The 25,344-nt window shown below is 73.7% G+C and carries 32 protein-coding genes; 12 read left to right on the plus strand and 20 right to left on the minus strand.

The genetic code is table 11. The features are described 5' to 3' along the window. Nucleotides 1-10 precede the first annotated feature (10 nt). The 5 genes from GCE86_RS23010 to GCE86_RS23030 all read left to right on the plus strand — a co-directional run bounded on the left by GCE86_RS23010 (nt 11) and on the right by GCE86_RS23030 (nt 4,343). On the plus strand, nt 11-1,000 hold the full coding sequence (locus GCE86_RS23010; RefSeq protein ID WP_154228853.1) for a carbohydrate ABC transporter permease: 990 nt from the start codon (nt 11-13) through the stop codon (nt 998-1,000). Next, nucleotides 997-1,830, plus strand: coding sequence for a carbohydrate ABC transporter permease (locus GCE86_RS23015; protein ID WP_154228854.1), 834 nt, complete (start codon nt 997-999; stop codon nt 1,828-1,830). Before GCE86_RS23010 ends, GCE86_RS23015 begins: the two co-directional genes overlap by 4 nt. Before the next feature lie 73 nt (nt 1,831-1,903). Further along, on the plus strand, nt 1,904-2,911 hold the full coding sequence (locus GCE86_RS23020; protein WP_091267676.1) for a LacI family DNA-binding transcriptional regulator: 1,008 nt from the start codon (nt 1,904-1,906) through the stop codon (nt 2,909-2,911). Between the two features lie 89 nt (nt 2,912-3,000). Then, entirely contained in the window at nt 3,001-3,396 is a 396-nt protein-coding gene (locus tag GCE86_RS23025; RefSeq protein WP_154230635.1) for a RidA family protein, read from the plus strand. 41 nt (nt 3,397-3,437) lie between these two features. Continuing rightward, nucleotides 3,438-4,343 carry a GNAT family N-acetyltransferase gene (locus GCE86_RS23030; protein ID WP_154228855.1) on the plus strand — a complete coding sequence of 302 codons (906 nt, stop codon included), beginning with the start codon at nt 3,438-3,440 and terminating at the stop codon, nt 4,341-4,343. Nucleotides 4,344-4,353: 10 nt separating this feature from the next. Here the strand turns inward: GCE86_RS23030 and GCE86_RS23035 are convergent, their stop codons facing one another. Next, complete coding sequence (locus GCE86_RS23035; protein WP_154228856.1) at nt 4,354-4,866, minus strand: O-acetyl-ADP-ribose deacetylase; 513 nt, start codon at nt 4,864-4,866, stop codon at nt 4,354-4,356. A gap of 1 nt (nt 4,867) precedes the next feature. Then, nucleotides 4,868-5,719 carry an EI24 domain-containing protein gene (locus tag GCE86_RS23040; RefSeq protein ID WP_204343219.1) on the minus strand — a complete coding sequence of 284 codons (852 nt, stop codon included), beginning with the start codon at nt 5,717-5,719 and terminating at the stop codon, nt 4,868-4,870. On the opposite strand from GCE86_RS23040, the gene GCE86_RS23045 reads away from it, so the two are divergent. Further along, nucleotides 5,700-6,713, plus strand: coding sequence for a helix-turn-helix transcriptional regulator (locus tag GCE86_RS23045; RefSeq protein ID WP_154228858.1), 1,014 nt, complete (start codon nt 5,700-5,702; stop codon nt 6,711-6,713). The two genes, GCE86_RS23040 and GCE86_RS23045, sit on opposite strands and share 20 nt — an antisense overlap. Here the strand turns inward: GCE86_RS23045 and GCE86_RS23050 are convergent. Further along, nucleotides 6,704-7,618, minus strand: a complete 915-nt coding sequence (locus GCE86_RS23050; RefSeq protein ID WP_154228859.1) for an SDR family oxidoreductase — start codon at nt 7,616-7,618, stop codon at nt 6,704-6,706. The two genes, GCE86_RS23045 and GCE86_RS23050, sit on opposite strands and share 10 nt — an antisense overlap. Before the next feature lie 76 nt (nt 7,619-7,694). Between GCE86_RS23050 and GCE86_RS23055 the strand changes: the two genes are divergently transcribed. Continuing rightward, nucleotides 7,695-8,366, plus strand: a complete 672-nt coding sequence (locus tag GCE86_RS23055) for a nucleotidyltransferase domain-containing protein (protein ID WP_154230636.1) — start codon at nt 7,695-7,697, stop codon at nt 8,364-8,366. Nucleotides 8,367-8,400: 34 nt separating this feature from the next. Here GCE86_RS23055 and GCE86_RS23060 read toward each other — a convergent pair whose 3' ends face one another. The 5 genes from GCE86_RS23060 to GCE86_RS23080 all read right to left on the minus strand — a co-directional run bounded on the left by GCE86_RS23060 (nt 8,401) and on the right by GCE86_RS23080 (nt 11,751). Then, nucleotides 8,401-9,138 (minus strand): alanyl-tRNA editing protein, encoded by a 738-nt coding sequence (locus GCE86_RS23060; protein ID WP_154228860.1) that lies wholly within the window; start codon nt 9,136-9,138, stop codon nt 8,401-8,403. 11 nt (nt 9,139-9,149) lie between these two features. Continuing rightward, nucleotides 9,150-10,037: an alpha/beta fold hydrolase gene (locus GCE86_RS23065; protein ID WP_154228861.1), complete on the minus strand. Its 888-nt coding sequence runs from the start codon at nt 10,035-10,037 to the stop codon at nt 9,150-9,152. Beyond that, nucleotides 10,034-10,354: a DUF2516 family protein gene (locus GCE86_RS23070; RefSeq protein ID WP_154228862.1), complete on the minus strand. Its 321-nt coding sequence runs from the start codon at nt 10,352-10,354 to the stop codon at nt 10,034-10,036. Before GCE86_RS23070 ends, GCE86_RS23065 begins: the two co-directional genes overlap by 4 nt. Before the next feature lie 72 nt (nt 10,355-10,426). After that, entirely contained in the window at nt 10,427-11,089 is a 663-nt protein-coding gene (locus GCE86_RS23075; RefSeq protein ID WP_154228863.1) for a hypothetical protein, read from the minus strand. Further along, entirely contained in the window at nt 11,086-11,751 is a 666-nt protein-coding gene (locus GCE86_RS23080; RefSeq protein WP_154228864.1) for a helix-turn-helix domain-containing protein, read from the minus strand. Before GCE86_RS23080 ends, GCE86_RS23075 begins: the two co-directional genes overlap by 4 nt. Before the next feature lie 111 nt (nt 11,752-11,862). Between GCE86_RS23080 and GCE86_RS23085 the strand changes: the two genes are divergently transcribed. Continuing rightward, nucleotides 11,863-12,660, plus strand: a complete 798-nt coding sequence (locus tag GCE86_RS23085) for an alpha/beta fold hydrolase (protein ID WP_154228865.1) — start codon at nt 11,863-11,865, stop codon at nt 12,658-12,660. 100 nt (nt 12,661-12,760) lie between these two features. Here the strand turns inward: GCE86_RS23085 and GCE86_RS23090 are convergent, their stop codons facing one another. The 4 genes from GCE86_RS23090 to GCE86_RS23105 all read right to left on the minus strand — a co-directional run bounded on the left by GCE86_RS23090 (nt 12,761) and on the right by GCE86_RS23105 (nt 16,287). Next, complete coding sequence (locus GCE86_RS23090) at nt 12,761-13,720, minus strand: asparaginase (protein WP_154228866.1); 960 nt, start codon at nt 13,718-13,720, stop codon at nt 12,761-12,763. Between the two features lie 94 nt (nt 13,721-13,814). Then, nucleotides 13,815-14,642, minus strand: a complete 828-nt coding sequence (locus GCE86_RS23095; protein ID WP_154228867.1) for a beta-keto acid cleavage family enzyme — start codon at nt 14,640-14,642, stop codon at nt 13,815-13,817. A 107-nt stretch (nt 14,643-14,749) separates the two neighbouring features. After that, nucleotides 14,750-15,862, minus strand: coding sequence for a CAF17-like 4Fe-4S cluster assembly/insertion protein YgfZ (ygfZ, locus tag GCE86_RS23100; protein WP_154228868.1), 1,113 nt, complete (start codon nt 15,860-15,862; stop codon nt 14,750-14,752). After that, nucleotides 15,859-16,287 carry a Fur family transcriptional regulator gene (locus GCE86_RS23105; RefSeq protein ID WP_154228869.1) on the minus strand — a complete coding sequence of 143 codons (429 nt, stop codon included), beginning with the start codon at nt 16,285-16,287 and terminating at the stop codon, nt 15,859-15,861. The genes ygfZ and GCE86_RS23105 overlap by 4 nt, the downstream gene beginning before the upstream one ends. A gap of 67 nt (nt 16,288-16,354) precedes the next feature. Between GCE86_RS23105 and GCE86_RS23110 the strand changes: the two genes are divergently transcribed. After that, nucleotides 16,355-17,203: an aminotransferase class IV gene (locus GCE86_RS23110; protein ID WP_154228870.1), complete on the plus strand. Its 849-nt coding sequence runs from the start codon at nt 16,355-16,357 to the stop codon at nt 17,201-17,203. A 74-nt stretch (nt 17,204-17,277) separates the two neighbouring features. Here the strand turns inward: GCE86_RS23110 and GCE86_RS23115 are convergent, their stop codons facing one another. Both GCE86_RS23115 and mtfM read right to left on the minus strand, forming a co-directional pair. Next, nucleotides 17,278-17,865 carry a heme-binding beta-barrel domain-containing protein gene (locus GCE86_RS23115; RefSeq protein WP_154228871.1) on the minus strand — a complete coding sequence of 196 codons (588 nt, stop codon included), beginning with the start codon at nt 17,863-17,865 and terminating at the stop codon, nt 17,278-17,280. A gap of 55 nt (nt 17,866-17,920) precedes the next feature. Further along, nucleotides 17,921-18,025, minus strand: coding sequence for a small membrane protein MtfM (gene mtfM / locus GCE86_RS32410; RefSeq protein WP_275587258.1), 105 nt, complete (start codon nt 18,023-18,025; stop codon nt 17,921-17,923). Between the two features lie 12 nt (nt 18,026-18,037). Here mtfM and GCE86_RS23120 point away from each other — a divergent pair, with 12 nt between their 5' ends. The 3 genes from GCE86_RS23120 to GCE86_RS23130 all read left to right on the plus strand — a co-directional run bounded on the left by GCE86_RS23120 (nt 18,038) and on the right by GCE86_RS23130 (nt 20,929). Further along, complete coding sequence (locus tag GCE86_RS23120) at nt 18,038-18,412, plus strand: DsrE family protein (RefSeq protein ID WP_154228872.1); 375 nt, start codon at nt 18,038-18,040, stop codon at nt 18,410-18,412. A gap of 85 nt (nt 18,413-18,497) precedes the next feature. After that, nucleotides 18,498-18,878 carry an SCP2 sterol-binding domain-containing protein gene (locus tag GCE86_RS23125; RefSeq protein ID WP_154228873.1) on the plus strand — a complete coding sequence of 127 codons (381 nt, stop codon included), beginning with the start codon at nt 18,498-18,500 and terminating at the stop codon, nt 18,876-18,878. Next, nucleotides 18,875-20,929 (plus strand): amylo-alpha-1,6-glucosidase, encoded by a 2,055-nt coding sequence (locus tag GCE86_RS23130; RefSeq protein ID WP_154228874.1) that lies wholly within the window; start codon nt 18,875-18,877, stop codon nt 20,927-20,929. The genes GCE86_RS23125 and GCE86_RS23130 overlap by 4 nt, the downstream gene beginning before the upstream one ends. Before the next feature lie 9 nt (nt 20,930-20,938). Here GCE86_RS23130 and GCE86_RS23135 read toward each other — a convergent pair whose 3' ends face one another. From GCE86_RS23135 to GCE86_RS23155, 6 genes are all read right to left on the minus strand, one after another. Further along, on the minus strand, nt 20,939-21,790 hold the full coding sequence (locus GCE86_RS23135) for a hypothetical protein (RefSeq protein WP_154228875.1): 852 nt from the start codon (nt 21,788-21,790) through the stop codon (nt 20,939-20,941). 121 nt (nt 21,791-21,911) lie between these two features. Then, complete coding sequence (locus GCE86_RS23140) at nt 21,912-22,235, minus strand: DUF1416 domain-containing protein (RefSeq protein WP_154228876.1); 324 nt, start codon at nt 22,233-22,235, stop codon at nt 21,912-21,914. A 5-nt stretch (nt 22,236-22,240) separates the two neighbouring features. Beyond that, a complete protein-coding gene (locus GCE86_RS23145; RefSeq protein WP_154228877.1) occupies nt 22,241-23,089 on the minus strand; it encodes a sulfurtransferase in 849 nt (282 codons plus the stop codon). A 203-nt stretch (nt 23,090-23,292) separates the two neighbouring features. After that, nucleotides 23,293-23,370 carry an Ms5788A family Cys-rich leader peptide gene (locus GCE86_RS32510; protein ID WP_311202345.1) on the minus strand — a complete coding sequence of 26 codons (78 nt, stop codon included), beginning with the start codon at nt 23,368-23,370 and terminating at the stop codon, nt 23,293-23,295. Nucleotides 23,371-23,441: 71 nt separating this feature from the next. Beyond that, nucleotides 23,442-24,227, minus strand: a complete 786-nt coding sequence (locus GCE86_RS23150; protein ID WP_154228878.1) for an LmeA family phospholipid-binding protein — start codon at nt 24,225-24,227, stop codon at nt 23,442-23,444. 70 nt (nt 24,228-24,297) lie between these two features. Beyond that, complete coding sequence (locus tag GCE86_RS23155) at nt 24,298-25,341, minus strand: hypothetical protein (RefSeq protein ID WP_154228879.1); 1,044 nt, start codon at nt 25,339-25,341, stop codon at nt 24,298-24,300. Nucleotides 25,342-25,344 lie beyond the last annotated feature (3 nt).

The raw sequence follows: 25,344 nt of genomic DNA on the forward strand, positions 1-25,344 counted from the left end.
GTCCCGGGCCATGGCAGTCCAGCTCGACGCCCGCCCGCCGGTCGCACCGGCACCCGGCACCACCCGCCCCTCCCGGGGCGCCCGGCTCAGCCGGTTCGACACGCGATACTCGCCCTACCTGTACATCGCCCCGTTCTTCCTGCTCTTCGGGGTCTTCGGGGTCTACCCGCTGGCCTACACCTTCTGGGTCTCGCTGCACGACTGGGACCTGCTCGGCGTCGAGCACCCGTACGTCGGGTTCGACAACTACCGCCAGTTGCTGGCCGACCCCGACTTCTGGCACTCGGTGGTCAACACCCTCGGCATCTTCGTCATCTCCACGGTTCCGCAACTGCTGCTCGCGCTCTGGCTGGCCAACCTGCTCAACCGGCAGCTCCGCGCCCGGACCACCTGGCGGATGGCGGTGCTGATCCCCAACGTCACCTCGACCGCCGCCGTGGCGATCGTCTTCGCCGTGCTCTTCGGCCGCGACTTCGGCATGGTCAACTGGCTGCTCGACCACGTCGGCGTCGAGGCCGTCGACTGGAAGGCCAACCGGTTCGCCTCCTGGGTGGCCATCTCCGCCATGGTCGACTGGCGGTGGACCGGCTACAACGCGCTCATCTTCCTGGCCGCCATGCAGGCCATCCCGCGGGACCTCTACGAGTCCGCCGCGATCGACGGCGCGGGCCGGGCCCGGCAGTTCTGGTCGATCACCGTGCCGCTGCTCAAACCGACGATCATCTTCGCGGTCATCATCTCCACCATCGGCGGGCTCCAGCTCTTCACCGAGCCCCGGCTGTTCAACTCGGGCACCAACGCGATCCGCGGCGGACCGCTGCGCGAGTCGCAGACGGTGACCATGTACATGTTCGAGAACGCCTTCGCGCCGCACTACAACTTCGGCTACGGCTCGGCGATCGCCTGGCTGCTCTTCGCCCTCATCGCGGTGGTCGCGGCCGTCAACGTCCTGCTCCTCCGCCGGCTGGGCGGCGGCGCACGCAAGGAGGAGATCCGATGACCCGCCTCTGGTCGGCCGGCCGGCTCACCTACCTGGCGCTGGCCGTCACCGCTCTGATGTCGATCTTCCCGATCTACTGGATGTTCGTGGTGGCCAGCCGGACCAGTGACGCCATGGGGCAGGTCCCGCCCCCGGTCACGCCGGGCGGCAACCTCGGCGCCAACATCGCCCGGCTGTTCGCCAACACCGACGCGTACTTCCTCACCGGTCTGGTCAACTCGGCGATCGTGGCCGGCACCGTCACCGTCTCGGTGGTCTTCTTCTCCACCCTGGCCGGGTTCGCCTTCGCCAAGCTGCGCTTCCGCGGGCGCAACGCGCTGCTGCTGGTCATCGTGGCCACCATGATGGTGCCGACCCAGCTCGGCGTGATCCCGCTCTACCTGCTCATGACGAAACTGAACTGGAACGACCGGCTGCCGGCCGTCATCGTGCCGGCCCTGGTCACCGGTTTCGGCGTGTTCATGATGCGTCAGTACGCCGGCCAGGCGGTCAGCACCGAGCTGATCGAGGCGGCCCGGATGGACGGCTGCAACACCGCGCGGATCTACTGGAACGTGGTGCTGCCCGCGCTGCGCCCGGCCGCCGCCGTGCTGGGCCTGCTCACCTTCATGACCACCTGGAACGACTTCCTGTGGCCGTACGCGGTGCTCAACGATCCGGAGAACCCGACCGTGCAGCTGTCGCTGCGAGCCCTGTCGGACGGCTACTACCAGGACATGTCCCAGGTGTTCACCGGCACGGCGATCGCCACCCTGCCCCTGCTGCTGGTGTTCGTGGCATTCGGCCGCCAGATCATCGGCGGGATCATGGAGGGCGCCGTGAAGGCGTGACGGAGTGGCCGTGCGGGACCTGCGCCGTCATCTCGTATGGTCGTTGCTGGACAACGAGGTGGTGGTGACGGGGATGACGACGGCGCAGCGGCCGACCCTGGAGGCGGTGGCCAGACTGGCCGGGGTCTCCCGGGCGACGGTCTCCCGGGTGGTGAACGGCTCCACCACCGTCGCCGAGCCGATCCAGCAGGCGGTCCGCCGGGCGGTCGAGGAACTGGGGTACGTCCCGAACCTCGCCGCCCGCAGCCTGGTCACCCAGCGCACCGACTCGATCGCGCTGGTCCTGCCCGAGGCCGCCACCCGGGTCTTCTCCGACGACCAGGTCTTTCCGGGGATCATCCGGGGTGCGGCCCAGGAGCTGGAGGCGGCCGACAAGCAGCTCGTGCTCATGCTGGCCGGCTCGCCGGCCGGACACGAGCGGGTCGAGCGCTACACCACCGGGCGGCACGTCGACGGCGTGCTGTTCGCCTCCCTGCACGGCGAGGACCCGCTGCCCGGGCGGCTGGCCCGGCTGGGCATCCCGGTGGTGTGCAGCGGCCGGCCGCTGGACGGCGCCGAGGTGCCGTACGTCGACGTCGACCACGTCGGCGGGGTGGCCGAGGCGGTCCGCCATCTGATCACGAACGGTCGGCGGCGGATCGCCACCATCGCCGGGCCGCAGGACATGGTCGCCGGCATCGAGCGGCTCATCGGCTACCGGGAGACGGTCGCCGCGGCCGGCCTGCCGGAGCTGATCGCGTACGGCGACTTCACCCGGGAGTCCGGCACGGCGGCCATGCGGCAGCTGCTCGCCGCCGACCCGGACCTGGACGCGGTGTTCGCGGCGTCCGACCTGATGGCGCACGCCGCGCTGCGCACGCTGCGCGAGGCCGGCCGGCGGGTGCCGGACGACGTCGCGGTGATCGGGTTCGACGACATCGAGACGGCGGCGTACACCGAGCCACCGCTGACCACCGTGAAGCAGCCGATCGTGGAGCTGGGCCGGGCCATGACCCGGCAGCTGCTCCGGATCGCCGCGGGTGAGCAGGTCGAGCTGGCGCTGCTGCTCCCCACCGAGCTGGTCGTCCGCGACTCGGCCTGAGTCCGCCGCCGTTCCTGGCCGCCGAGATCCGGCGCCGTTAACCCGTCGCGGGCGCGGCGGCCGGGGGCTACGGTCGCCCGGTGACCGGCATCCCGCGCCTGATCCGTGCGCCCCAGCTCTCCGACGTCGCCGAGTACGCCTACGCGGCCGAGGTCACGTCGCCCGCGCGGCTGATCTTCACGGCCGGGGCCTGCCCCCTGGACGCCGACGGGCGGACCGTCGCGCCGGGCGACCCCGCCGGCCAGGCCCGGCAGGTGATGGCCAACCTCGACACCGCGCTGGCCGCCGCCGGCGCCGGGCTCGCCGATGTCGTCCGGACCACGGTCTACGTGGCCAGCAACGACCGCGCGGACCTGGTGGCGGTCTGGGAGGTCGTCCGAGCCGGGTTCGGCGACCACGACCCGCCGAGCACGTTGCTCGGGGTCACCGTGCTCGGCTACCCGGACCAGCTCGTCGAGGTCGAGGCGATCGCCGCGGTCCGGTAAACCCGTCGCCGCCCGACGCGGACAACTCTAGGGTCGGCCGGATGAACGACCACGTGATCCGACCTGCCCGGCCCGAGGACGCCCCCGGTGTGGTGGCGCTGCGCACCACCGTCCACCCGTACCTGGTGCGTGGCGTCGAGTCGACCCGCCACATGATCGCCCAGCCGCCGCCCGAGGAGGACTGGGCGGCCTGGGTGGCGGAGGCGGACGGGCAGGTGGTCGGCTGGGTGTCCGCGTACCGGTACAGCCACACCTCGGCGGCGAATGTCGGCGAGGTGTCGACCCTGCACGTCCATCCGGCGCACCGGCTCCGGGGAGCCGGCACGGCCCTCCTGGACGCCGCGCTCGCCCACCTGCGCCGCATCGGCGTGAAGCGGCTGCTCACCTTGTCGCAGCCCGAGTCACTGCCGTTCGCCCGCCGGCACGGTTTCACGCCGAGCCGCGAGCTGCGCTACTCGGCGCTCGACCTCCGGCCCGCCCCGCCGATGCCCGAGCCGCCGCCCGGCGTGCGGCTGCTCACGGCCACCGAGGTGGACCCGCGCCGGATCCACCGCGTGGACGCCGAGGCGTCGGTGGACGAGCCGGGCGACGTCCCGACCGACGCGCTGGGCTACGACATCTGGCACCACGAGGTGTGGGAGAACGTGGGCCTGGACCGGGAGGCCAGCACGGTGGTCGAGGTGGACGGCGCGCTGGTCGCCGTCAGCCTGGTGAAGCGGGACGGCGACCGGATGTGGTCGGACTTCACCGGGACCGTCCCGGCGCACCGCGGGCGCGGCCTGGCCGGGCTGGCGAAGCGGGCCGCGCTCCACCGGGCCGCAGCGGGCGGGGTACGCACCGCGTACGCCTCGAACGACGAGGCGAACGCGCCGATGCTGGCCGTCAACGCCCGGCTCGGCTACCGGCCGGTGGCCAGCCAGTGGTCCTGCCTGCGCGACCTCACCTGAGGCCGGCGTTTCAGCCCGCGGCGACCCGGACGGCGGTCGCGTAGGTGTCGGCGCCGAAGAGCACCAGCCGCGCCTCGACGACGTACGTCGGGGTGGCCGCGTGCAGCACGGCCAGCGCCTGGGCCACCGCGTCCTCGACCGGCCAGCCGTAGATCCCGGCGGAGATCAGCGGGAAGGCCACGCGCGCCGCGCCCAGCTCGTCGGCGATCCGGAGGCTGGTGGCGTAGCAGTCGCGCAGCAGCACCGACCGGTCCTCGCGCGGGGAGAAGACCGGCCCGACGGTGTGCACCACCCAGCGGGCCGGCAGGTGGCCGCCGGTGGTGGCGACGGCCTGGCCGGTGGGCAGGCCGTCCGGGTAGCGGGAGGCGCGCAGCGCCCGGCACTCCTCCAGGATGGCCGGCCCGCCCTTGCGGTGGATCGCGCCGTCCACGCCCCCGCCGCCGAGCAGCGACGAGTTCGCCGCGTTGACGATCACGTCGACCTGCTGCGTGGTGATGTCCCCCTCGATCAGGACCGTCTCCATGTCACCCCTCCTCGACGACGGACTGCCCGAGCGACCGGCGGGCCAGCAGGGTGGCCCCGGCCACGGCGGCCGGCATGACCAGCACCGCGCCGAGCGGGATCAGGAAGCACAGGAAGACCGCCACCCCGAACCCCAGGGTGGTCGGCCGGTCCGCCTTGAGCAACGACCGCCGCTCCGGCAGTCGCATGCCGCGCCGGTAGAACGGCGCGCCGACCAGTTCCAGGGCGAGGAACCAGCCGCCCACCAGGGCGCCGATCACCGGGACCACCGTCTGCCCGACCAGCGGGATGAAGCCGGCCACGAAGAGGGGTACGCCCACCAGCGCGGAGATGGCCACCAGGCGCAACGAGTCGAGGATGCTGCGCCGCAGCGAGGCCCAGAACGGCACGTCCACGGCACCGGGCGTGCCGCCGAGGCGCTCCTCGACCCGCTCGGAGATCTTCTCGTAGAACGGGTCGCCGACGGCCAGCGTGACCGCCGTGAAGGTGAGCACCCCGAGCAGGCCGGCCAGCCCGACGACCGCAAGTCCCGCCGCGACCCGGATGAGGCTGCGCCACGTCTCCGACCAGTCGTCGGCGAACGGGGTGACCAACGCGGCCAGGTCGTCCACGAAGTACAGCAGGGTGGCGAACAGGGCCACGAAGAGCACGCCGGAGATCAGCGCCGGCACGATCCCGAGCAGCATCAGCCCCGGGCTGCGGACGTAGAGGCCGAGGCCGCGCAGCAGCAGGCCGGCGCCGCCGAGGAAACGGGTGACGGCGCCGGTCACGGGCGCGGCGAGGCGGGGTGCGTCCACGATCAAGGAGCCTAGCGGCGGCGCGCACAATGGGCGGGTGCGCGCGTCCCGGCTCATCTCGCTGGTCCTGCTGCTTCAGGCGCGGGAGACGATGACCGCGGCCGAGCTGGCCCGCGAGCTGGAGGTCTCCGAGCGCACGGTCTACCGGGACGTCCTGGCGCTCTCCGCGGCCGGGGTGCCGGTGTACGCCGACCGCGGCCGGGCCGGTGGCTACCGCCTGCTCGGCGGCTACCGCACCCGGCTCACCGGGCTGACCCGGGACGAGGCGGAGGCGCTCTTCCTGGCCGGCCTGCCCGGCCCGGCCGGGGAGATGGGGCTGGCCGACGCGGTGGCCGGTGCCGAACTGAAGGTGCTCGCCGCGTTGCCGCCGAGCCTGCGGGACGCGCCCGCCCGCACGGGCCAGCGGTTCCATCTGGACGTGCCGGGCTGGTTCCGGGAGTCCGACCCGCCGCCCTGGCTCGCCGAGCTGGCCCGGGCGGTGTGGCGGGACCGGCTGGTCGAGCTGCGCTACCGACGCGGCGACCGGGAGGTGACCCGGACGGTCGCGCCGTACGGGCTGGTGCTCAAGAACGGCGTCTGGTACCTCGTCGGCCGGGTCGGCGACGGGTGGCGGACGTACCGGGTGGACCGGGTGGCCGGCGTCGAGGTGGGCGGGGAGGGCTTCGCGCGGGACGAGGGCTTCGACCTCGGGGCCTACTGGCGGGAGCAGGCGGAGGCCTTCCTGCGGGACCTCCTCCGGGCCGAGGTCACCGTGCGGCTGAGCCCGGCCGGGCTGCGCGCGTTGCGGCATCTCGTCGACGCCCCGTTCGTCCACGCCGAGGCGGTCGCCGCCGCCGAACCGCCCGACGGGCAGGGCCGGGTGGTGCTCCGGCTGCCCGTCGAGTCGGTCGAGGTGGCGTACGCCCAACTGCTGGCGCTGGGTCCCGAGGTGGAGGTGCTCGACCCGCCCGAGCTGCGTGCCCGCTGCGCCGCGGCGGCCCGCCGCGCCGCCGCGCTCTACGCCGGCGACCCGGACGGCGACGCGGCCGCGCCGGACACCGGTCAGCGGTAACCGGTGTCGTCGGCGGGCTTGCCCGGCCGGACCACCTCCTCGTGGTAGCGCGCCCAGTGCGGGCGGGTGCCGTCGAGGTCGGTGAAGCCGTACACCTGGGCCAGACCGCCGCTGTCCACGGACCTGCCGTTCCAGCGGGCCCGGTCGGGGTCGGCGGCCAGGGCGGCGACCGCGCGCCCGACGAAGGCCGGCGTCTCCGACATGACGAAGTGCGGGTCCTTCGCGGCGCCGTCGCGCCAGGTGGCCTCGGTGACGCCGAAGTGCTCCAGCATGGCCTCCGACCGCAGCCAGCCCGGGGTGAGCGCGACCGCCGTCGCGCCGTGCGGCGCGAGTTCGTGCGCCTGGCTGAAGGCCAGCCGGTTCACCGACACCTTGGCCAGGTCGTAGAAGACCGAGAGCCGGTACTCGGTGTCGTTGTACTCCTTGGTGCCGTCGCCGATCTCGACCACCAGGCCGCCGGGGTTGCGGATCAGCAGCGGCAGGGCGAAGTGGCTGGTGATGATGTGCGTGTCGACGGCCAGGCGGAGGGTACGGAAACCGGCGTCGAGGGGCTGTTCCCAGACCGGCTTCTCCCAGGTGATCAGCGGGTCGGCGCCCCAGATGTCGTTGACCAGCACGTCGAGGCGGCCGTGTTCGGCGTCGATCCGCGCGACGAGGCGGCGGACCTGCTCGGGGTCGAGGTGGTCGACGGCGACGGCGATGCCCGTGCCGCCCGCCGCGGTCACCAGCTCGGCGGTCTCCTCGATGGTCTCCGGCCGGCCCATCTCGGAGCGGCGCTCGCGGGTGGAGCGGCCGGTGGCGTAGACGGTGGCCCCGGCGGCGCCGAGCTGGACGGCGATCTGCCGCCCGGCGCCCCGGGTGGCGCCGGCCACGAGCGCGATCTTCCCTGTCAGCGGTGTCGTCATGGGACCACCGTGGCACCGATACCTGACAGCGGAAGTCCGGTTTCCCGGATGATCCGGATCCGCCATCATGGCCGGCATGCACCTGCTGCTCTCCGGGATCGTCGGGTCGGTCGCCTACGGGCTCGCCGGGCCGGACTCGGACGTGGACCGGGTCGGCGTCTTCGCCGCGCCCACGGTCGCCTTCCACGGCCTGCACCCGCCACGGGAGTCCGTGGTCACGACGGATCCCGACGTGACCCTGCACGAGTGCGGGAAGTACGCCCGTCTCGCGCTGAGCGGCAACCCGACCGCCACCGAGCTCATGTGGCTGCCCGAGGAGTGCTACGAGACCCGGACCGAGTTCGGTGAGAGGCTCATCGGCATCCGCGCCGCCTTCCTGAGCGCACCCCGGGTGCGGGACGCCTACCTCGGCTACGCGAGCCAGCAGTTCCGCAAGCTGACCACGCGCGACTCCTCAATGGGTGGCCGGCGGCGGTCGGCCAAGCACGCCCGGCACCTGGCCCGGCTGCTGCACCAGGGCCGGGTGCTCTACGCGACCGGCGTGCTGGAGATCCGCCTGGCCGACCCGGAGTGGTTCCGGGCGTTCGGCGAGCGGGTGGCCGGCGGCGCGCTGGCCGAGGCGGAGGCGCTGGTGGCGGCGGCCGAGCGGGACTTCGACCGGATCCACACGCCGCTGCCGGAGCGCCCGGACGAGGAGACCGTGGAGCGGTGGCTGCTCGACGTCCGGGCGGCACACCTGCCGCGCTGACCGGCGAGCTCAGCCGGCCAGCCGGCCGCGTCGCCTAGTCCGCGAGGCGGACCCGTACCCGGCGGTTGGCGCGGCCCTTGCTCTCCACCTTGACCACCTGGACCTTGCCGATCTGCGCGGTCGAGGCGACGTGCGTGCCGCCGTCGGCCTGCACGTCCAGCCCGACGATGTCGACGATCCGCACCTCCTGCTCGTCCGGCGGGATCAGGTTGGACTGGGTGCGGATGATGTCCGGCAGGGCCAGCGCCTCCGCCCGGGGCAGGACCCGGACGGCCACCGAGCGGTCGGCGGCCACCTCGGCGTTGACCAGGTCCTCGATCCGGGTCTTGAAGTCCGGCGGCACCTCGGGGAGGTTGAAGTCCATCCGGGCCTCGCCGGGTTCCATGTTGCCGCCCGTGACGAGCGCGCCGAAGTCGCGGAAGACCACGCCGCAGAGCACGTGCAGGCCGGAGTGGGTGCGCATCAGCATGGACCGCCGGGTGTCCTCGACCGCGCCGCGGACGGCGGTGCCGACCGGCGGAACGGGGTCACCCTCGGCGGGGATCAACCAGAGGTCGTCGCCCTTGCGGGTGCCCACGATCCGCGTCTGCACCCCCTGCCAGAGCAGCACCCCGTGGTCCGGCGGCTGCCCGCCGCCGCCCGGGTAGAAGGCCGACCGGTCCAGCACGATGCCCTGCTCGGGATCGGCCGCCAGCACCGTGCACTGCCACTCCCGCAGGGTGGGGTCGGCGAGGTCGAGACGGTGGGTGCGGCCGTGGTGTGTGACGCCCATGACCGCCGACGTTACCCGTTGAGGAACGTCGAGATCCGCTCCCGCAGGTCGGCGCGTTCCGTCCAGAGCACACCCGGCCGGTCGTACACGTGCAGGGTCGCCTGGGGAAGCGCGGCGGCCAACTGCTCGGCGACGGCCGCCGGGTGCAGGTCGTCGCCCGCACAGCCGATCACGAGGGCCGGCGCGGTCACCGCGGCGAGCACCCCGGCGTCCCGCAGCGGGGCCTGCTCGGGCAGGGTCGCCAGGCCCGGCGCGAGCCCGTCGCGGAGCAGCTGGTCGAGCCGCTGCCGCAGGTAGGCCCAACCGGCCGGGGTGTTGCGGACCGAGGGCGGCAGCTCCAGCGACACCACGTCGGCCAGCGCGGAGGCGTCCCCGTCGGCCACGGCGTCGAGCAGGTCGGTGAGCCGGGTGCGGGCCACCTCGCCGCGCGGGGTGTCCAGCACGGCCGGCAGGAAGAAGACCAGCTTCTCGAAGCGTTCCGGGCTCTCGACGAGCAGGCGGCAGAGCGCGCCGGCGCCGAGGCTGGCCCCGAAGGCCCGGGTGGCGCCGCCCAGGTCGGCGACGGCCCGAAGGTCACGGGCCAGGTCGAGGTAGCTCCACGGGCCGGGCGGCGAGTCGGAACGGCCGTGCCCGCGGAACTGGAAGAAGAGCCGCCGGCCGGTGACGCCGCTGCCGAAGGGGCGGGTGGTGGCGATGCCGTTGCCCAGCCCGTGCGCGAACACGGTGACCGGGTCACCGGTGCCGGTGACGAGCCGCTCCAGGCGTACGCCGTGCGGGGTGGTGACCAGCTCGGTCTCCGGCTCGGGCAGGGCGGGGCGGCCGGTGCGGGGCGCACCGGGACCGGGACCCCAGGTGCGGGGACCGCCGTCGGGCGGTGGTGGCCAGCGGAAACCTCTCACCAGGAGCCCCGGCCGTCGTGCAGGTCACGGAGCCCGACCCGCACGTCCAACAGGTAGATCAGGGCCGCGGCGATGCCGATCAGCCCGAAGATGCTGATCACGCCGCCGCCGACACCGAGCAGGGTCAGCACCATGCAGACCAGCAGGATGGCGATCCACCCGCCCTTGGGCAGCGTGCCGATCGCGGCGAACGCGTCGGAGCGCTGGGTGATCGCGTGCACCAGCGCCACTCCCTCGATGACCAGGGCGAAGACGAGCAGGATCAGCTCGATCACGTAGCGGACTTCGAACACGAACAGCGGCGCGGCAGTGGCCATGTCGGCAAGCTTATGCCGAGACCCCGGAAACGTCCGACAGGACGGCGTCCGGGGTCTCGGTCCAGGTTCGACTCACTCGGCGGCCGGGCGGGTCCGCTTCGTCGTCTTCGGCAGCTTCGCCGACGGGGTGGCCTTGGCGGCGGTGGCCTTGGTGGCCCGGGTCCGCTTCACGGCGGCGGGCTTGGCCTCGGCGACCTCGGCCACCTCGGCCGGGGTGGGCACCTCGGCCGGCGCGGCCGGGGTGGTGGCCTCGGTCGCCTGGATGTCGGCATTCACCGTGTCGGCGGCCTCCAGCACGCCCGCGCCGACGACCCGCTCACCGCGGGCGACCAGCTCGGCGTACGCGGCCAGGGCGCGCTCCTGCGCGGCCTGCGCACCGGCCAGGACGGCGGCGGCGTTGCGGCCGGCGGCCTCCCGCAGCTTGTCCAGGTTGGCGGCCTCGCGGAGCTTCTCCAGGTTCGCGGCCTCGCGCAGCTTGTCGAGGTCGAGGTCGGCCGAGCCGGCCTTCTCCCGCAGCCCGGTCGCGGTCAGGTTGGCGGTCTTCAGCGTCTCGGTCGCCTTCTGCCGCAGCTCGAAGCCCGTGAGGACGGCCTTGCCACCGAGGTCGGCGACGACGCGGGTGCCGAGGCCACCGACCACCGTGGGCAGCTTGCGCAGCTGCTGGAGGGCGAGCTCGCCCGCGCCGGCGGCGGCGTAGACGGGGGCCGGGATGCGGTTGGTCTTCGGCTGGGTCATGACTGCTCCTCTTCGGCCGCGCCGGCGGCCTTCCGGACCACCCGGCGGGCGGTCTTCTTCTGGGGGACGGCGGTGGTCGGGGCGGGCGCGTGGCCCGCCTCGGTGACGGCGACCGACTCGAGGACCGCCTCGGTCGGGGTGCCGTCCGGTGTCGTGGGGCCGGTCGCGGCCGGCGCGACGGTGGCCGGGGCCTCCGGCGCGGAGGCCGGTTCGGTGGCCCAGACCTCGGGCGCGGTGGCCGGCTCGGCGGGTTCGGCCGGTTCGGTGGCGGCCTGTGCCGTGGCGGTCGCCTCGGCTGCCGTGGCGGTCGCCTCGGCGAGGCGTGCGTTCTCCCGGCGGAACGTCTCGTAGATCTGGGTGAGCGACTGCTTCTGGGCCATGGTCAGCTCGGGGTCGACGGCGATCGCCGCGAGCACGCCCTGCCCCTCCTTGTCGTCCAGCAGCCCGGCCCGCAGGTACATGGCCGGGGTGGAGACACGCAGCGCGCTGGCAAGCTGCTGGAGCACCTCGGCGCTCGGCTTGCGCAGGCCGCGCTCGATCTGGCTCAGGTACGGGTTGCTGACGCCGGCCTGCTCGGCGAGCTGGCGCAGTGAGATCTTCGCGTTGCGGCGCAGGTCGCGAATGAACCCGCCGACGTCGGGAAGGTCCTTGCTGGTGGCCATGACTCCACGCTAGCTCGCGCTGCTAGCTGCTGCAAGCAAAATGCTTGCCGGAGTTAGCGACGTCACGCATAGCCGCTTGCGCGCCTGGTGTCCGGTCCGTACGGTGCCCGCGTGGCCAAGATCGAGGTAAACGGCGCCCAGCTCGCATACGACGAGGCGGGCAGCGGCAGCCCCGTGGTGCTGCTGCACGCCGGCATCGCCGACCGCCGGATGTGGCGGGGACAGGTGCCCGCGCTCGCCGCCCGGCACCGGGTCATCGCCGTCGACCTGCGCGGCTACGGCGACTCCGAGCTGCCACCCGCGCCCTTCGCGCACCACGACGACGTGATCGGGCTGCTCGACGCGCTGGGCGTGCCGCAGGCCGCCCTGGTGGGCTGCTCGTTCGGCGGCAAGGTCGCCGTGGACACCGCGCTGGCGTACCCCGAGCGGGTCGCCGCGCTGGCCCTCTTCGGCGCCCCGGTCTCCGGCAACGAGTGGTCGGAGGAGACCGAGCAGCTCTGGGAGGAACTGGTCGGCGACGTGGACCCGGAGGACTTCGCCGCGACCGCGGCCGGCGAGGTGCGGTTCTGGGTGGTCGGCCCGACCCGCGAGCCGGCCGACGTCGACCCGGAGCTGATCCGGTTCGCCGAGGAGATGGACCGCCGGGCGCTCGCCGCCGAGCAGGCACTCAGCGCGGTGGATGCCGGCGAGCTGGACCCGCCGGCGATCGACCGGCTGGCCGAGCTGCGGATGCCGGTGCTGGCCGGCGCGGGCGCGGACGACCTGGCCGACATCCGCCGCCTGGCCGACCGTATCGCCGCCGAGGCCCCGAAGGGCGTGCGACTGCCGGACGTGCCGGACGCCGCCCACCTGCTGCCCCTGGAGCGCCCGGAACCGGTCAACACCGCGCTGCTGGACTTCCTCCCCTGACCCGCCACCGCGCCCGCGATCTTGCACTTACCGCCCCGACGAAGGGGGCGTTGCTCGCAGACCGCGGGCCGCAAGTGCAAGCTCGCGCGGGGTGACGGTCCTACCAGAGCGGGCGGACCGCGCCCACCGGGAGGCCGCCGCCGAGCAGGGGAATCTCGGCGTACTCGGTCAGCACCGGGGCCTCCACGCCCAGGCGGCGCAGCGCCGAGACCAGCACCGGCATCCGGGCCCGGCCGGCACCGTCGTCGATCTTGAGGGCCACCGCGCCCACGCCCGGCACCGCCGCGGCGATCACGCCCTCCGCGCCGACCTTGGCCAGCAGCCCGGGTACACCGCGCATGAGCCGGGTGTCGTCGGCCTGGGTGCCGCCCACCAGTTCCGGGTACGCGCGCATCGCGTCGGCCACCGTCCGCTCGACGGTGCCCGGCTCGGCGGAGACCAGCCGCAGGAAGGCCCGCGCCAGCCCGGTCAGCGAGACGGCGAGTACGGGGGCGCCGCAGCCGTCCACCCCGACGGCCGCCGCCTTCTCGCCGGTGAACTCCTCGATGGCGGCGGTGAGCCGCTGCTGGAGCGGGTGTTCCGGGCGCCAGTAGCCGTCCAGCGGCCAACCGGCGGCCAGGCAGGTGAGCAGCATGCCGGTGTGCTTGCCGGAGCAGTTCATGAGGATGCGGGACGGGCCGCCCCCGGCGCGCAGCACCGCCTCCCGGGCCGCCTCGCCGACCGGCAGGTCCGGCGGGCAGTGGAGCGCCTCCTCGGCCAGGCCGGCGCCGCGCAGCAGCGCCCGGACCCGCTCGACGTGGAACTCCTCGCCGGCGTGGCTCGCCGAGACCAGCGCCACGTCGGCCGGGTCGGTCAGCGGCAGGCCGGCCCGGAGCATGCCGATGGCCTGCATCGGCTTGTTCGACGACCGGGGGAAGATCGGCGAGGTGGCGTCCCCCGCCCCGGACACCGGCGCGCCGGCGGCGTCGAGCACCGCCACGGACCCCCGGTGGACACCCTCCACGAAGCCGGACCGGACCACCTCGGCGAGCGGCACGCCGCCCTCGTACGTCTTTCCCACGAGGTGGACGGTACCGACGGGCCCAGCGGGCCCGGCACCGGGGTGACCAGGGACGTCGGCCGCCCGCGTACAGGGGCGGTGGGCGGGCCGTCGCTTACAGGCCGAGCAGCGCCCGGGCCTCGGCGGTGGTCAGCGGCGGCCGCTGGGCGAGCTGGGCGAAGCCGACCGCGCGGGCGACCAGTTGCATGTTGGACTCGACCGGGCGGCCCTTGGCGTAGGTGACCGTGTCCTCCATGCCGACCCGCAGGTGACCGCCGGCCGACAACGAGGCCAGCATCACCGGGATGGTGCTGCGGCCGATGCCGGTGGCCGAGAACGTGGTGCCCTCGGGCAGGTCGCGCAGCATCTGCTGGGCGGCCACCAGGGTGGCCGTGGTGCCCGGCATGCCGCCCGGCACGCCCATCACGAAGTCGACGTGCACGTGCCCGCCGTGCGGCAGGCCGTACTTGCCGAGCAGGCGCTGGAGCGCGGTGAGGTGGCCGAGGTCGAAGATCTCGTACTCGGGGACGACGCCCCGCTCCTGCATGCGGGTGTGCAGGTCGACGATGAACTCCCAGCGGTTGAGGAACACGTCGTCGCCGAAGTTGACCGTGCCCATGGTGCAGGAGGCCATGTCCGGGCCGGCGTCGAGCACGGCCAGCCGGTCGGACTCCGGGTCGGTCACCGCGCCGCCGGAGGAGAGCTGCACGATCAGGTCGGTGCTCTGCCGCAGCGCCGCCACGGTCTCCCGCAGCCGGCCCTGGTCGAGGGTGGGCTTCGCCTCGTCGTCACGGATGTGGACGTGGATCACGGCGGCGCCGAGCGCCTCGCACTCCTTGGCGGTCAGCAGCAGCTCGTCGAGGGTCACCGGCAGCGCCGGGACCTCCGCCTTGGCCGATTCCGCGCCGGTGGGGGCAACCGTGATCAACGTCCCTGTGGTCATGCCCGGATCCTAAACCGCCGAGACCCTTCCGGTCGACAACAGAATCGGCCGCGACAACGGCCGGAAGCAGAAGATTTTCCGCCTTCCTGCCGCCGGAGCGGCATCCCTTACGCCGGGTCGATGGCGGCGGCCGTCTCCCCCACCATGAGCCGGGCGTCGTCGGCGACGTTCCGCTTGACCACGGCGAGGGCGATCTGCCCCAGCTCGAAGTGGTGCACCGCGGTGCCGACGAAACCGACGGCCCGGCCGTCGAGCGTCACCGGCGTGCCGGCGGCCGGCGGCTGGTCGGTGGTCACGCCGTCCAGGTGCAGCAGGACGAGGCGACGCGGCGGCTTGCCCAGGTTGTGCACCCGGGCCACCGTCTCCTGGCCGCGGTAGCAGCCCTTGTCCAGGTGCACGGCCGGGCCGATCAGGCCCACCTCGGCGGGGATGGTCCGGTGGTCGGTGTCCACCCCGGCCCGGGCCTGCCGGGCGGCCACGCGCACGGCCTCGTACGCCCACAGCCCGGCCACCGGAACGCCCGCGCCGCGCAGCTCGTCGACCACCTGGGTCATGGCCGGGCGAGGCACCAGCAGGTCGACGCCGAGCGCCACCCGCCGCGCCCAGCCGCCGACGGGCAGCGGCTTCACGTCGTACACGACGGAGGGCCGGGACGGCAGCTCGCCGGAACGGAACCTCGGACCCGGCACCGCGACGACGTCGGGCGCGGCCAGCCCGGTGACCCCGAGGGTGTCGAGCGCGCCGGTGGCCTCCGGCCCGACGAGCGAGAGCAGCGCGTGGTCGGCCGTGACGTCGCGCGGGTCGACCTTGCTGAAGAACCGCATCTTCTCCAGGTAGGACAGGAGGCCCTCGGTCATCCCGGGCTCGGTGTCCAGCCAGGTGGTCTCGCCGTCCTCGGCGACCAGGGCGTGCTGCTCGACGTGCCCGTGCGGGGAGAGCACCAGCAGCTCGGTGCCCTGCCACGGGCGCAGCGCGGCCAGGTGCTGGCTGGTCAGCGTGTGCAGCCACGTCATCCGCTCCTCGCCGGGGACCGCGATCACGCCCCGGTGCGAGCGGTCGACCAGGCCGACGCCGGTGGCCAGGGTGCGCTGCTCGCGCATCGGGTCGCCGTAGTGGGCGGCCACCGGGCCGACCCCGGCCGCCCGGTGGGCCGGCTCGGGCTGCTCCCGGGTCTCCTCGTCGATGGCCTCGGCGGTCACCGCACCTGCGATGTCGATCATTTGCGTTCCCCGTCCTCGCACTTGCCGCAGACGCCGAAGAGCGCCACGTGCCCGATGTCGACCTGGAATCCCCGCTGCGCGGCCAGCTGGTCGGCCAGCGGCCGGAGCAGCTCGGGGTCGATCTCGTCGATCGCGCCGCACTCCCGGCACACGAGGTGGACGTGCTGGTGCTCACCGGCCGCGTGGTAGGTCGGCGAACCGTGCGACAGGTGGGTGTGGGTCACCAGACCGAGGCGTTCCAGCAGCTCCAGCGTGCGGTAGATGGTGGTGATGTTGACGCCGGCGGCCACCTCGCGCACCGCCGTGTGCACCTGCTCCGGCGTGGCGTGCCCCAGATCCAGGACGGCCTGGAGGACCAGCTGCCGCTGCGCCGTCAGCCGCAGCCCACGGGAGCGGAGCAGTTCCGCGAGGGAGGATTCGGACACCGTCCGATCATAGTTCGGCCGCCGCGCCGGTCCGGCCACCGGCGGCGTACGCCACTACGCTGCGCTCGTGGTGGCGACGCGGGTGGCCGTGCCGGGCCGGGGTGTCGTACCGGCCGGTGCCGCGGTGCTGCGCGGCGACGACCGGGGCGTGCTGCACGGCGACGGCCTCTTCGAGACCCTGCACCTGCGCGGCGGGGAGCCCTGGCTGCGCGACGCCCACCTGGCCCGGCTGCGCGCCGGCGCCGCCGCGATCGGGCTGGCCCTGCCGTCCACCGACGTGCTCGTCGAGCTGCTGGACACGGTCCGTGCGGGCTGGCCGCCGGACGTCGAGGGCGCGCTGCGGCTGGTCTGCACCCGGGGACCCGAGGGCGGCGGGCCGCCGACCGTCTACGCCACGCTGGGCGAGGTGCCGTCCGCCGCCCGGCGGGCCCGGCGGGACGGGGTGACGGTCGCCACCCTGCCGCTCGGGGTGGCCGCCCGGTCCCGCCCCGAGCTGGGCTGGCTCCCGGTCGGTGTGAAGTCCACCTCGTACGCGCTGAGCACCGCGGCCCGCCGCTGGGCCGAGCGGGCCGGGGTGGACGACGTGCTCTGGGTCTCCACCGACGGCTACGTGCTGGAGGCGCCCACCGCGAACGTGGTCTGGCTGAGCGGCGGGACCCTGTGCACGGTCCCGGCCGCGGCCACCGGCATCCTCGCCGGCGTCACCGCCGCCTGGCTCCTGGCCCACGCCGCCGAACTGGACCTCACGGCGGACGAACGCCTACCCACCCCGGCCGACCTGCACAAGGCGGACGCCATCTGGCTGACGTCCTCCCTCCGCGGCCTGGCCGAGGTGCGCTCCCTGGACGGACTCCCCCGCCCAGGCTCCCCCCTGACCACCCCCCTCCTCACCCTCCTGGGCTTCGAGGTGCGTTGATCAAGAAGTTTGCGTCTGCCGAGGGCGGACTCCTGACGCAAACTTCTTGATCAACAGGGTCGGGCGGCGCGGGGTCAGCCGGCTACTCGGGTCAGGCGGGCGGACAGGTGGGGGCTCAGGGGGTGGCCCACGGCGGCCATCTCCTGGGCGTAGAGGAGGGCGCCCTCGACGATGCCGAAGAGGCGGGCGCCGGCCGTGACCTCCTTCGCCGTGGCCGTGCGGACCACCGCGTCGGTGGCGAACTCGATCTGCGTGCCCTTGCGCTTGCCGATGTGCAGCTCCATCACGCCAGTGGGCGTGGTCATGAGCGCCTCCAGCTCGTCGGTGACCCGGTCACCGTCCAGGACCGGACGCCACCAGCCCACCTCCCGGCCGGCCGGGCGGACCGGGCGGCTCTGCTCGTCGAGGATCCAGGCGCGGGACTCGTAGAACAGGAACGGCCGGCCGTCGTGGCTGATCCGGATCTCCTGGGCGAAGTCGAAGTCCTCGATGGTGGGGAACCCGCCGCGACCCCGCCCGCGCCACACCCCGATGTACGGCAGCAGGCCGTCCAGGCTCCGGTGCAGCTTCGGGCCGACGCGCAGGTCGTGGCTCTCCTCGTACGGGTACGGGTCGACCGGCGGCGCGTTCAGCCACGGCGGCTGAAGCGGGTTCTCACTCACCGCGCCACCTTCGTTCGCGACTGCGGGGCTCGCAAACCCGGCTCACTCCTCGCGCTCACCATTTTCCTCTCGAGATCCGAACAGCGACGTAGACCAGGCCACCGGCGAGCGCGCCCAGGCCGGCGACGAGCAGGCTGACGAACCCGATCTCGGTAACCATCCCGGCCATCCTATGCTGGGCGGCATGGCCCGCACTCTCGTCGTCAAGGCCACCGCCGGCGCCGACGCCCCGGAGCGTTGCGCGCAGGCCTTCACGGTCGCCGCCACCGCGGCCGCCGCCGGGGTGGACGTGTCGCTCTGGCTCACCGGGGAGTCGACCTGGTTCGCACTGCCCGGGCGCGCGCAGGGCTTCGAACTGCCGCACTCCGCGCCGCTGGCCGAACTGCTGCACGTCATCCTGGCCACCGGCAAGGTGACCGCCTGCACGCAGTGCGCGGCCCGGCGCGACATCGGGACGGACGACGTCATCCCCGGCGTACGGATCGCCGGGGCGGCCGTCTTCGTCGAGGAGGCGATGGCCGAGGGCGCCCAGGCCCTGGTCTACTGACCCCGCCCGCCGGGCGGGAGGTGTCCGTTCCGCGTGGACTGGCGATCCTCGCCCGACATGTCCGGCTGCTGCCTACGATCCTCATGTGGGTGAGGCGATCGAACAGTTCTTCGCGTCTCTGCCGGCGCGTGCCCCGGCGGTGCTGCGCGGTCCGATCCGTGGCCGCCTCCAACTGGACCTGACCACCGAGAACCGCACCCAGCACTGGTTTCTGGCGATGGCGCCCGGGTCGATCCAGGTGAGCCGGGAGCAACTGCCGGCCGACGCCGTCTTCACCGTCAGCGCCGACCTGTTCGAGGGGCTGGTCACCGGCCGGGAGCAGGGCCTTGCGGCGGTGCTGCGCAACGAGGCCACGTTCAGCGGCAACGTGGCGCTGTTCCTGGTGTTCCGCCGCTTCTTTCCCGCTCCGCCCGGCGTCCGGGACCCGCGGGAGACCGCCCGCGAACACGTCCGGCGGTCGGGATGAAGGAACGCGTCAGCATCCTGGACGGCAACACCTTCCTGGTCAGCGACCGGCGCGGCGACATCGAGCCGTCGTTCGACTTCCCCACCGGGCTCTTCTCGTTCGACACGCGATTCATCTCGACCTGGCTGCTCACCCTCAACGGGCAGCGGCTGCACGCGCTCTCCATCGACGACTCGATGTCGTACCGGACCCGGTTCTTCCTGGTCCCCGGTGAGCCGACGCACTACCTGGACGCCAAGGTCTCGGTGATCCGCAGCCGGTCGATCGGCGGCAGCTTCGACGAGGAACTGACCCTGCTCAACCACTCCGGTCAGGAGGTGGAGTTCACCCTCCGGCTGGACATCGGCTCCGACTTCGCCGACCTGTTCGAGATCAAGCACCAGCGGCAGAAGAAGGGGCGGACCACGCCCACGGTCGGCGAGAACCAGCTGCGGCTCATCTACCGGCGGGAGGGGTTCCACCGGGAGGCGGTGGTGGAGAGCAGCGCGCCCGCCGAGGTCGACCGCGAAGGGCTGACCTACCGCCTCCGGGTCGGGCCGCACGGCGAGTGGAGCACCCGGCTGCACGTCGCGACCAGGATCTTCGGGGCCCGGGGGGAGGACGTCCGGGCCACCCTCCCGTTCGGCGGGCAGCGCTCGGTGGCGGAGATCCACGCCGAGCAGAACGAGCTGATCGCGCGGGCCCCGAAGCTGGGCTGCGACTGCCAGCCGCTGGCCGGGGCGTACCGGCGCAGCCTCAACGACCTGGCCGCCCTCCGGTACGAGTCGATCACGCTGGGCGTACGCCTGGTCGCCGCCGGCCTGCCCTGGTTCATGACCCTGTTCGGGCGGGACAGCATCTTCACCTCGCTCCAGGTGCTGCCGTTCCTGCCGGAACTGGTCCAGCCCACCATCGCCATGCTGGCCGCTCTCCAGGGCAGCCGGGTGGACGACTTCCGGGACGAGGAGCCCGGCAAGATCCTGCACGAGCTGCGCTACGGCGAGACCGCGGGCTTCGAGGAGCAGCCGCACTCGCCGTACTACGGCTCTGCCGACACCACGGCGCTCTTCGTGATCCTGCTCGACGAGTACGAGCGGTGGACGGGGGACGCGACGCTGGTCAAGCAGCTGGAACAGCCCACCCGGGCGGCACTGGCCTGGCTCGACACGTACGGGGACCTGCTCGGGACGGGCTACGTCTGGTACATGACCCGCAACCCGGAGACCGGTCTGCAGAACCAGTGCTGGAAGGACTCCTGGGACTCGATCTCGTACTCCGACGGCCGGCTGCCGCGCTTCCCCCGGGCCACCTGCGAACTACAGGGCTACGCGTACGACGCCAAGCTGCGGGGCGCCCGGCTGGCCCGCACCCACTGGAACGACCCCGCGTACGCCGACCGGCTGGAGCGCGAGGCCGCGGAGCTGAAGGAGCGGTTCAACCGCGACTTCTGGATCCCCGGGCGGGACTACTACGCGCTCGCGCTGGACCCGGACGGGCGGCACGTCGACGCACTCTCGTCCAACATCGGCCACCTGCTGTGGAGCGGCATCGTCGACGAGTCCCGCGCGCCCCTCGTCGCGGGGCACCTGCTCGGGCCGCGGCTCTTCTCCGGCTGGGGCGTGCGGACCCTCGCCGACGACCAGGGCCGTTACAACCCGATCGGCTACCACGTCGGCACGGTCTGGCCGTTCGACAACTCGATCATCGCCTGGGGCCTGTGGAAGTACGGCTTCCGGGCGGAGGCCGGGCAGATCTGCGACGCCATGCTGAGCGCGTCCCGCTACTTCGGCGGGCGGCTCCCCGAGGCGTTCGCCGGCTACGAGCGCGATCTCACCGACTATCCCGTCGAGTACCCCACCGCGTGCAGCCCGCAGGCCTGGTCGGCCGGCACCCCACTGCTGCTGCTACGGGTGATGCTCGGCTTGGAGCCGCAGGGCGAGCACCTGATCATCGATCCGGCCGTGCCGGACGGGATGGGCCGGGTGGAGCTGCTGGACATCCCCGGCCGGTGGGGCCGGGTGGACGCCCTGGGACGCAGCCGCGGTCCGCACGACCAGCGTCACGGGCGCTGACCGTCCGCGTCAGGCCGCGCAGGGGGTCGTGACCGCTACCCGGATCCGGTCGTCGACCCGCTCGGCCAGGACGGCCGGGTCGCCGGACCGGGCGTACACGTCGACGGAGTCGCGTACCGCCGGAGCGCCGGCGCCGAACGCGGCCGCGAGCGACGCCGACGCCGCGCCGGCGGTCTCCGCCCGTGCGGACCGGGCGGTGCCGCCGCCCGGGCAGGGCGCCACGAGCACCTGGACCGGCCCGGCCGCGCCGCCCCAGTCGCCCAGGGCCCGGCGGACCGCGGCGGTCTCCTCCGCGGCGTCGGCCGCCGGCGGCCGGTAGCCGGCGCCCTCCGGCCGGCAGCCGGTGCGGGCGGTGAGCAGCACCCGGCCGGGCCCGCCGGCCCGGCCCTCGACCGCGACGAACTCGCCTGCGTCCGCGCGCAGCCGCGGCTCGCCGTCGAACGTCGCGACGCCCGCCCGCCACTCCGCCGGCAGCCGGTCGGCCACCCGCTGGAGCAGCTCGCGCACGTCGTCACCGGCCAGCACGACCTCCACGCCCCGTTCCAGCTCGACGCCGTCGTCCAGCGGGGTGACCCGGCAGCCCCGCTCGATCCGGTCCGGCAGGAGAGCGGGTACGCCGTCCCGCCCGACCACGGCGGTCAGCCGGCCGACGGCCCGGTCCACCACGGGACCGGCCTGTTCCAGCGACCGCTGCTCCTTCACGGTCGGCGGGTCGTGCCGCACCGACCACCAGGTGAGCCCGGCGAGCAGCACGGCCCACGCCGCCGCGGCGGCCACCAGGAAGCGCAGCCGGCGCCGGCCGGGATCCGGCTGGTCGGGACGGGTCGGCGGGGCGTATCCCGCCTGGACGGCACCACTCACCGGGCCATGGTGTCACGCCGCGACGACAGCCCGTTCCGCGCCTCGGCGCGCCGGGCCGACCACGAAACGGCTCGTGGCCCGCCACCCTTGGAAGTGCGGCGGGCCACGATCAGAGCGTGGGTCAGGCGGCGACCGTGACGGTCACCTCGTTGATTCCGCGGGCGGCGGCCACGGCGGTGTCGCCGTTGCCGTGCCGGGAGAGCGCCCGCAGGGTCCAGTTGCCCGGCGCGGCGAAGAACCGGAACTGGCCGGCCGGGGAGGTCACCACCTCGGCGGTGAACTCACCGGTCGAGTCGAGCAGCCGGACGTACGCGCCCGGCACGGCCTCGCCGGACTCGGCCTGCACCAGGCCGGTGATGACGGTCTCCTTCTCCAGGTCCAGGCTGGCCGGGAGAGGGGCGGCCTGGTCCGGCGCAGCGCAGCCGGCGGCGGTGGGAGCAGTCATAAAGATCAGGCCTCCCCGGGCTCGTCGCCGAGCGCGACCGGCACGCCGACCAGCGAGCCGTACTCGGTCCAGGAGCCGTCGTAGTTCTTCACGTTGCGGTGGCCGAGCAGCTCCTGGAGCACGAACCAGGTGTGCGAGGAGCGCTCGCCGATCCGGCAGTAGGCGATGGTCTCCCTGCTGTCGTCCAGCCCGGCGTCGGCGTAGATCCGGCGCAGCTCGTCGTCGGACTTGAACGTGCCGTCCTCGTTGGCGGCCTTGGACCAGGGGACGCTGATCGCGGTCGGCACGTGGCCGGCCCGCTGGGCCTGCTCCTGCGGGAGGTGGGCCGGGGCGAGCAGCCGGCCGGCGTACTCGTCGGGGCTGCGCACGTCGACCAGGTTCTTGGTGCCGATGGCGTCGACCACCTCGTCGCGGAACGCGCGGATCGAGGTGTCCGGCGCCTGCGCGACGTACTGCGTGGCCGGGCGCTCCACCGTGTCGGTGACCAGCGGGCGGGCGTCGAGCTCCCACTTCTTGCGGCCGCCGTCGAGCAGCTTGACGTCCCGGTGGCCGTAGAGCTTGAAGTACCAGTACGCGTACGCGGCGAACCAGTTGTTGTTGCCGCCGTAGAGGATCACGGTGTCGTCGTTGCCGATGCCCCGCGCGGAGAGCAGCGCCGAGAACTGCTCCTGGTTGACGAAGTCCCGGCGCACCGGGTCCTGGAGGTCGGTGCGCCAGTCGAGCTTGACGGCGCCCGCGATGTGGCCGGTGTCGTAGGCCGAGGTGTCCTCGTCGACCTCGACGAAGACGACGCCCGGGGCGTCGATGTTCTTCTCGGCCCACTCGGCCGAGACGAGTGCGGTGTCGCGACTCATCAGATCACTCCCTGTGAGGATGGATGGTGAGCCAGCGCGCGGAGATCGAAGTTGGTGATTGTCGCACCACGCGCGGGACCCAGAGCTAGGAACGGATCACGGGTACGTGCGACGGCGCCGCTGCCGGGCGATCAGGGGAGAACCGGAAGGTACGCGGACCCTGCGTGCCGGTGGCCGCTAGGCGGCCGAGGACAGCCCCGCCGTCAGATGACGGGGCGACACAGGCAGGTGGCCACGCGGCACAGGTCGACCGCGCGCCGTTTGGTGAGGAGGGTCCCCATGGGAAGGCAGACTACCAGCCGGCCCGTCCGGCGCCACCGGGCCGACCAGCATCCGGGACACCGCCCGGGAGTCAGCCGGCGGAGTTGATCGGCACGTTCCGCGCGTCGGCGTCCACGACGAGACCCTCGGGCCTCGGCTCCACCTTGCGCACGTTGAGCTGGAACGGCAGCTGCGGCAGGGGCACGTCGACCGAGATGCCCTTGGCGTAGTTGGCCAGCAGCGTCTTCGCGAGCGGCAGGTTGGGCAGGCCCTCGGCGGTCACGTCGTTGAAGCGCAGGGCCACCTTGCCGTTGGCGACGGTCACGTCGGCGGTGCCGTTGACGGTGAGCTTGGCGCCGAGGATGTCGACCGGCGCGGTGACCGCGAGCTTGCCGTTCCGCTCGCCCAGGGTGAGCCCGGGCCGGTCGAGCAGTTTCGCCAGGCTGTCGTAGGTCACCGTGCCCCGGCCGTCGACGGTCTCGGCCACCACGTCACCCTGGCCGGAGCGGAGGGTGTCCAGCGACGCCTTCACGTTGTGGGCGTCCACGTCCAGCCGGGGGACGTCCACCGCGTCGCCCTGCACGTTGCCGCGCACGTCGGTGAGCACGATCGAGATGCGCTCGTACTTCCCGGCGAGCACCTGGGTGAGGAACGGGAACCCGCCCACCTCGACCTGGGGCGCCGCGGACTGCGCGTCCTGCTTGGCGACCTCCTGCTTCACCTGGTCGGCGATCGCACGCTCCGCGACACCGGCGGCCACCCGGTCGGCGACGACCAGGAGCCCGGCCAGGACCAGCAGCAGGACGACGAAACCGACCAGCACCTTCCGGCCCCGCCGACGGGGTCGGCCCTCGTTCGCCGGGTACGCCTCTGCCACGCCGCCTCCTGCCCTCGCCACCGATCGCGCAACCGTACTTACCCGGAGCGCCGTTTCCCCAACCGTGCGCTCAGAGGAACAGCACGCACATGGCGTACGCGGCCGGCGCGGCGAGCGCGAAGCCGCCCAGCGGCCCCTGCATGTGCCGGGCGACCCACATGGTCGGGGGCTCCCCGGCCATCAGCCGGCCCGCCTCGGCGTACCCCACGGCGAGGTCGGCCAGCACGGCGGTGCCGGCGGTGACCAGGCCGACCAGCGCGGCGCTGGTCGGGGTGAAGCCGACCAGGTAGCTGCCGAGCACGGCGCTGGTCAGGGTGCCGAGCATGGCGCCGGCGACCACGCCGGCGGCGCCCCGGGGCACCTGCGGGGCGAGCCGCGGCCAGGGGGCGACGGCGTCGGTGAGGCGGGCCACCAGCAGGGCCACCCCGGTGGCGGTGAGGCAGACGGTGATCGCCTGGGTGCCCTTCGGGATCCGGCTGAGCACGATCAGCGTGGCGAACGCGACCACCCCGACCACGATCAGCAGGGTGCTGCCGAGCGAGTCGGTCACCCGCACCCGGTCCACCCGGCGGAAGAGCTGGCCGAGCACGCCGAGCACGAAACCGGCGGCCGCCGCGTACCCGAGGGGCGCCAGGCCGGCGATCTCCGACTGTACTGCGGCCGCGTCGGCGATCCCGGCCGCACCGGCGCTGACCAGCGCGACGACCAGCAGCGCCGGCGGGCGCATGGCCATGGTCCAGGCCAGCACGAAGAGCAGCTGGACGCCGAAGATGATGAACGCGAAGGGCAGGCGGTGCCCCGGGCCGGCCGTCTGCGCGCCGAGCACCAGGCCGACGCCGAGCAGCGCGGCGAAGCCCGCGACGGTCAGCGCGAGCGGGCGGCGCACCGGAACCGGGGGCACCTCCTCCTCGGGCGTCTCCTCGGACTCGTCGTCCGGGCGGCGGCCCGGTCCGCCCTTGCGGAGCCGGCGGGGGCCCTTCCGCTCCCGCCCGCCGTCGTCGGCGGGACCGGTGCGCGGGGCCGGCGGATAGCCACGGGCGGGGCCGGCGGGCCCGGGAGGCGCGCCGTCGGACCACGGGTCACGGCCGGTGTCGGGCGAGGTGGAGGGAAACACGCC

Origin of the sequence: Micromonospora terminaliae (assembly GCF_009671205.1) — a bacterium.
GTDB classification, from domain to species: domain Bacteria; phylum Actinomycetota; class Actinomycetes; order Mycobacteriales; family Micromonosporaceae; genus Micromonospora; species Micromonospora terminaliae.

Excerpts from the sequence above, each read along its gene's own strand:
- GCE86_RS23075 (WP_154228863.1), bottom strand. The coding sequence starts at position 11,089 with ATGACCCAGCCGAAGACCAACCGCATCCCGGCCCCCGTCTACGCCGCC.
- GCE86_RS23055 (WP_154230636.1), top strand. The coding sequence starts at position 7,695 with ATGCACCTGCTGCTCTCCGGGATCGTCGGGTCGGTCGCCTACGGGCTC.
- GCE86_RS23035 (WP_154228856.1), bottom strand. The coding sequence starts at position 4,866 with ATGGAGACGGTCCTGATCGAGGGGGACATCACCACGCAGCAGGTCGAC.
- GCE86_RS23095 (WP_154228867.1), bottom strand. The coding sequence starts at position 14,642 with ATGACCACAGGGACGTTGATCACGGTTGCCCCCACCGGCGCGGAATCG.
- GCE86_RS23140 (WP_154228876.1), bottom strand. The coding sequence starts at position 22,235 with ATGACTGCTCCCACCGCCGCCGGCTGCGCTGCGCCGGACCAGGCCGCC.
- GCE86_RS23145 (WP_154228877.1), bottom strand. The coding sequence starts at position 23,089 with ATGAGTCGCGACACCGCACTCGTCTCGGCCGAGTGGGCCGAGAAGAAC.
- GCE86_RS23050 (WP_154228859.1), bottom strand. The coding sequence starts at position 7,618 with ATGACGACACCGCTGACAGGGAAGATCGCGCTCGTGGCCGGCGCCACC.
- mtfM (WP_275587258.1), bottom strand. The coding sequence starts at position 18,025 with ATGGTTACCGAGATCGGGTTCGTCAGCCTGCTCGTCGCCGGCCTGGGC.
- GCE86_RS23060 (WP_154228860.1), bottom strand. The coding sequence starts at position 9,138 with ATGGGCGTCACACACCACGGCCGCACCCACCGTCTCGACCTCGCCGAC.
- GCE86_RS23040 (WP_204343219.1), bottom strand. The coding sequence starts at position 5,719 with ATGAGCCGGGACGCGCGCACCCGCCCATTGTGCGCGCCGCCGCTAGGC.
- GCE86_RS23120 (WP_154228872.1), top strand. The coding sequence starts at position 18,038 with ATGCTGGGCGGCATGGCCCGCACTCTCGTCGTCAAGGCCACCGCCGGC.
- GCE86_RS23030 (WP_154228855.1), top strand. The coding sequence starts at position 3,438 with ATGAACGACCACGTGATCCGACCTGCCCGGCCCGAGGACGCCCCCGGT.
- GCE86_RS23020 (WP_091267676.1), top strand. The coding sequence starts at position 1,904 with ATGACGACGGCGCAGCGGCCGACCCTGGAGGCGGTGGCCAGACTGGCC.
- GCE86_RS23080 (WP_154228864.1), bottom strand. The coding sequence starts at position 11,751 with ATGGCCACCAGCAAGGACCTTCCCGACGTCGGCGGGTTCATTCGCGAC.
- GCE86_RS23130 (WP_154228874.1), top strand. The coding sequence starts at position 18,875 with ATGAAGGAACGCGTCAGCATCCTGGACGGCAACACCTTCCTGGTCAGC.
- GCE86_RS23070 (WP_154228862.1), bottom strand. The coding sequence starts at position 10,354 with ATGGCCACTGCCGCGCCGCTGTTCGTGTTCGAAGTCCGCTACGTGATC.
- GCE86_RS32510 (WP_311202345.1), bottom strand. The coding sequence starts at position 23,370 with ATGGGGACCCTCCTCACCAAACGGCGCGCGGTCGACCTGTGCCGCGTG.
- GCE86_RS23015 (WP_154228854.1), top strand. The coding sequence starts at position 997 with ATGACCCGCCTCTGGTCGGCCGGCCGGCTCACCTACCTGGCGCTGGCC.
- GCE86_RS23010 (WP_154228853.1), top strand. The coding sequence starts at position 11 with ATGGCAGTCCAGCTCGACGCCCGCCCGCCGGTCGCACCGGCACCCGGC.
- ygfZ (WP_154228868.1), bottom strand. The coding sequence starts at position 15,862 with ATGATCGACATCGCAGGTGCGGTGACCGCCGAGGCCATCGACGAGGAG.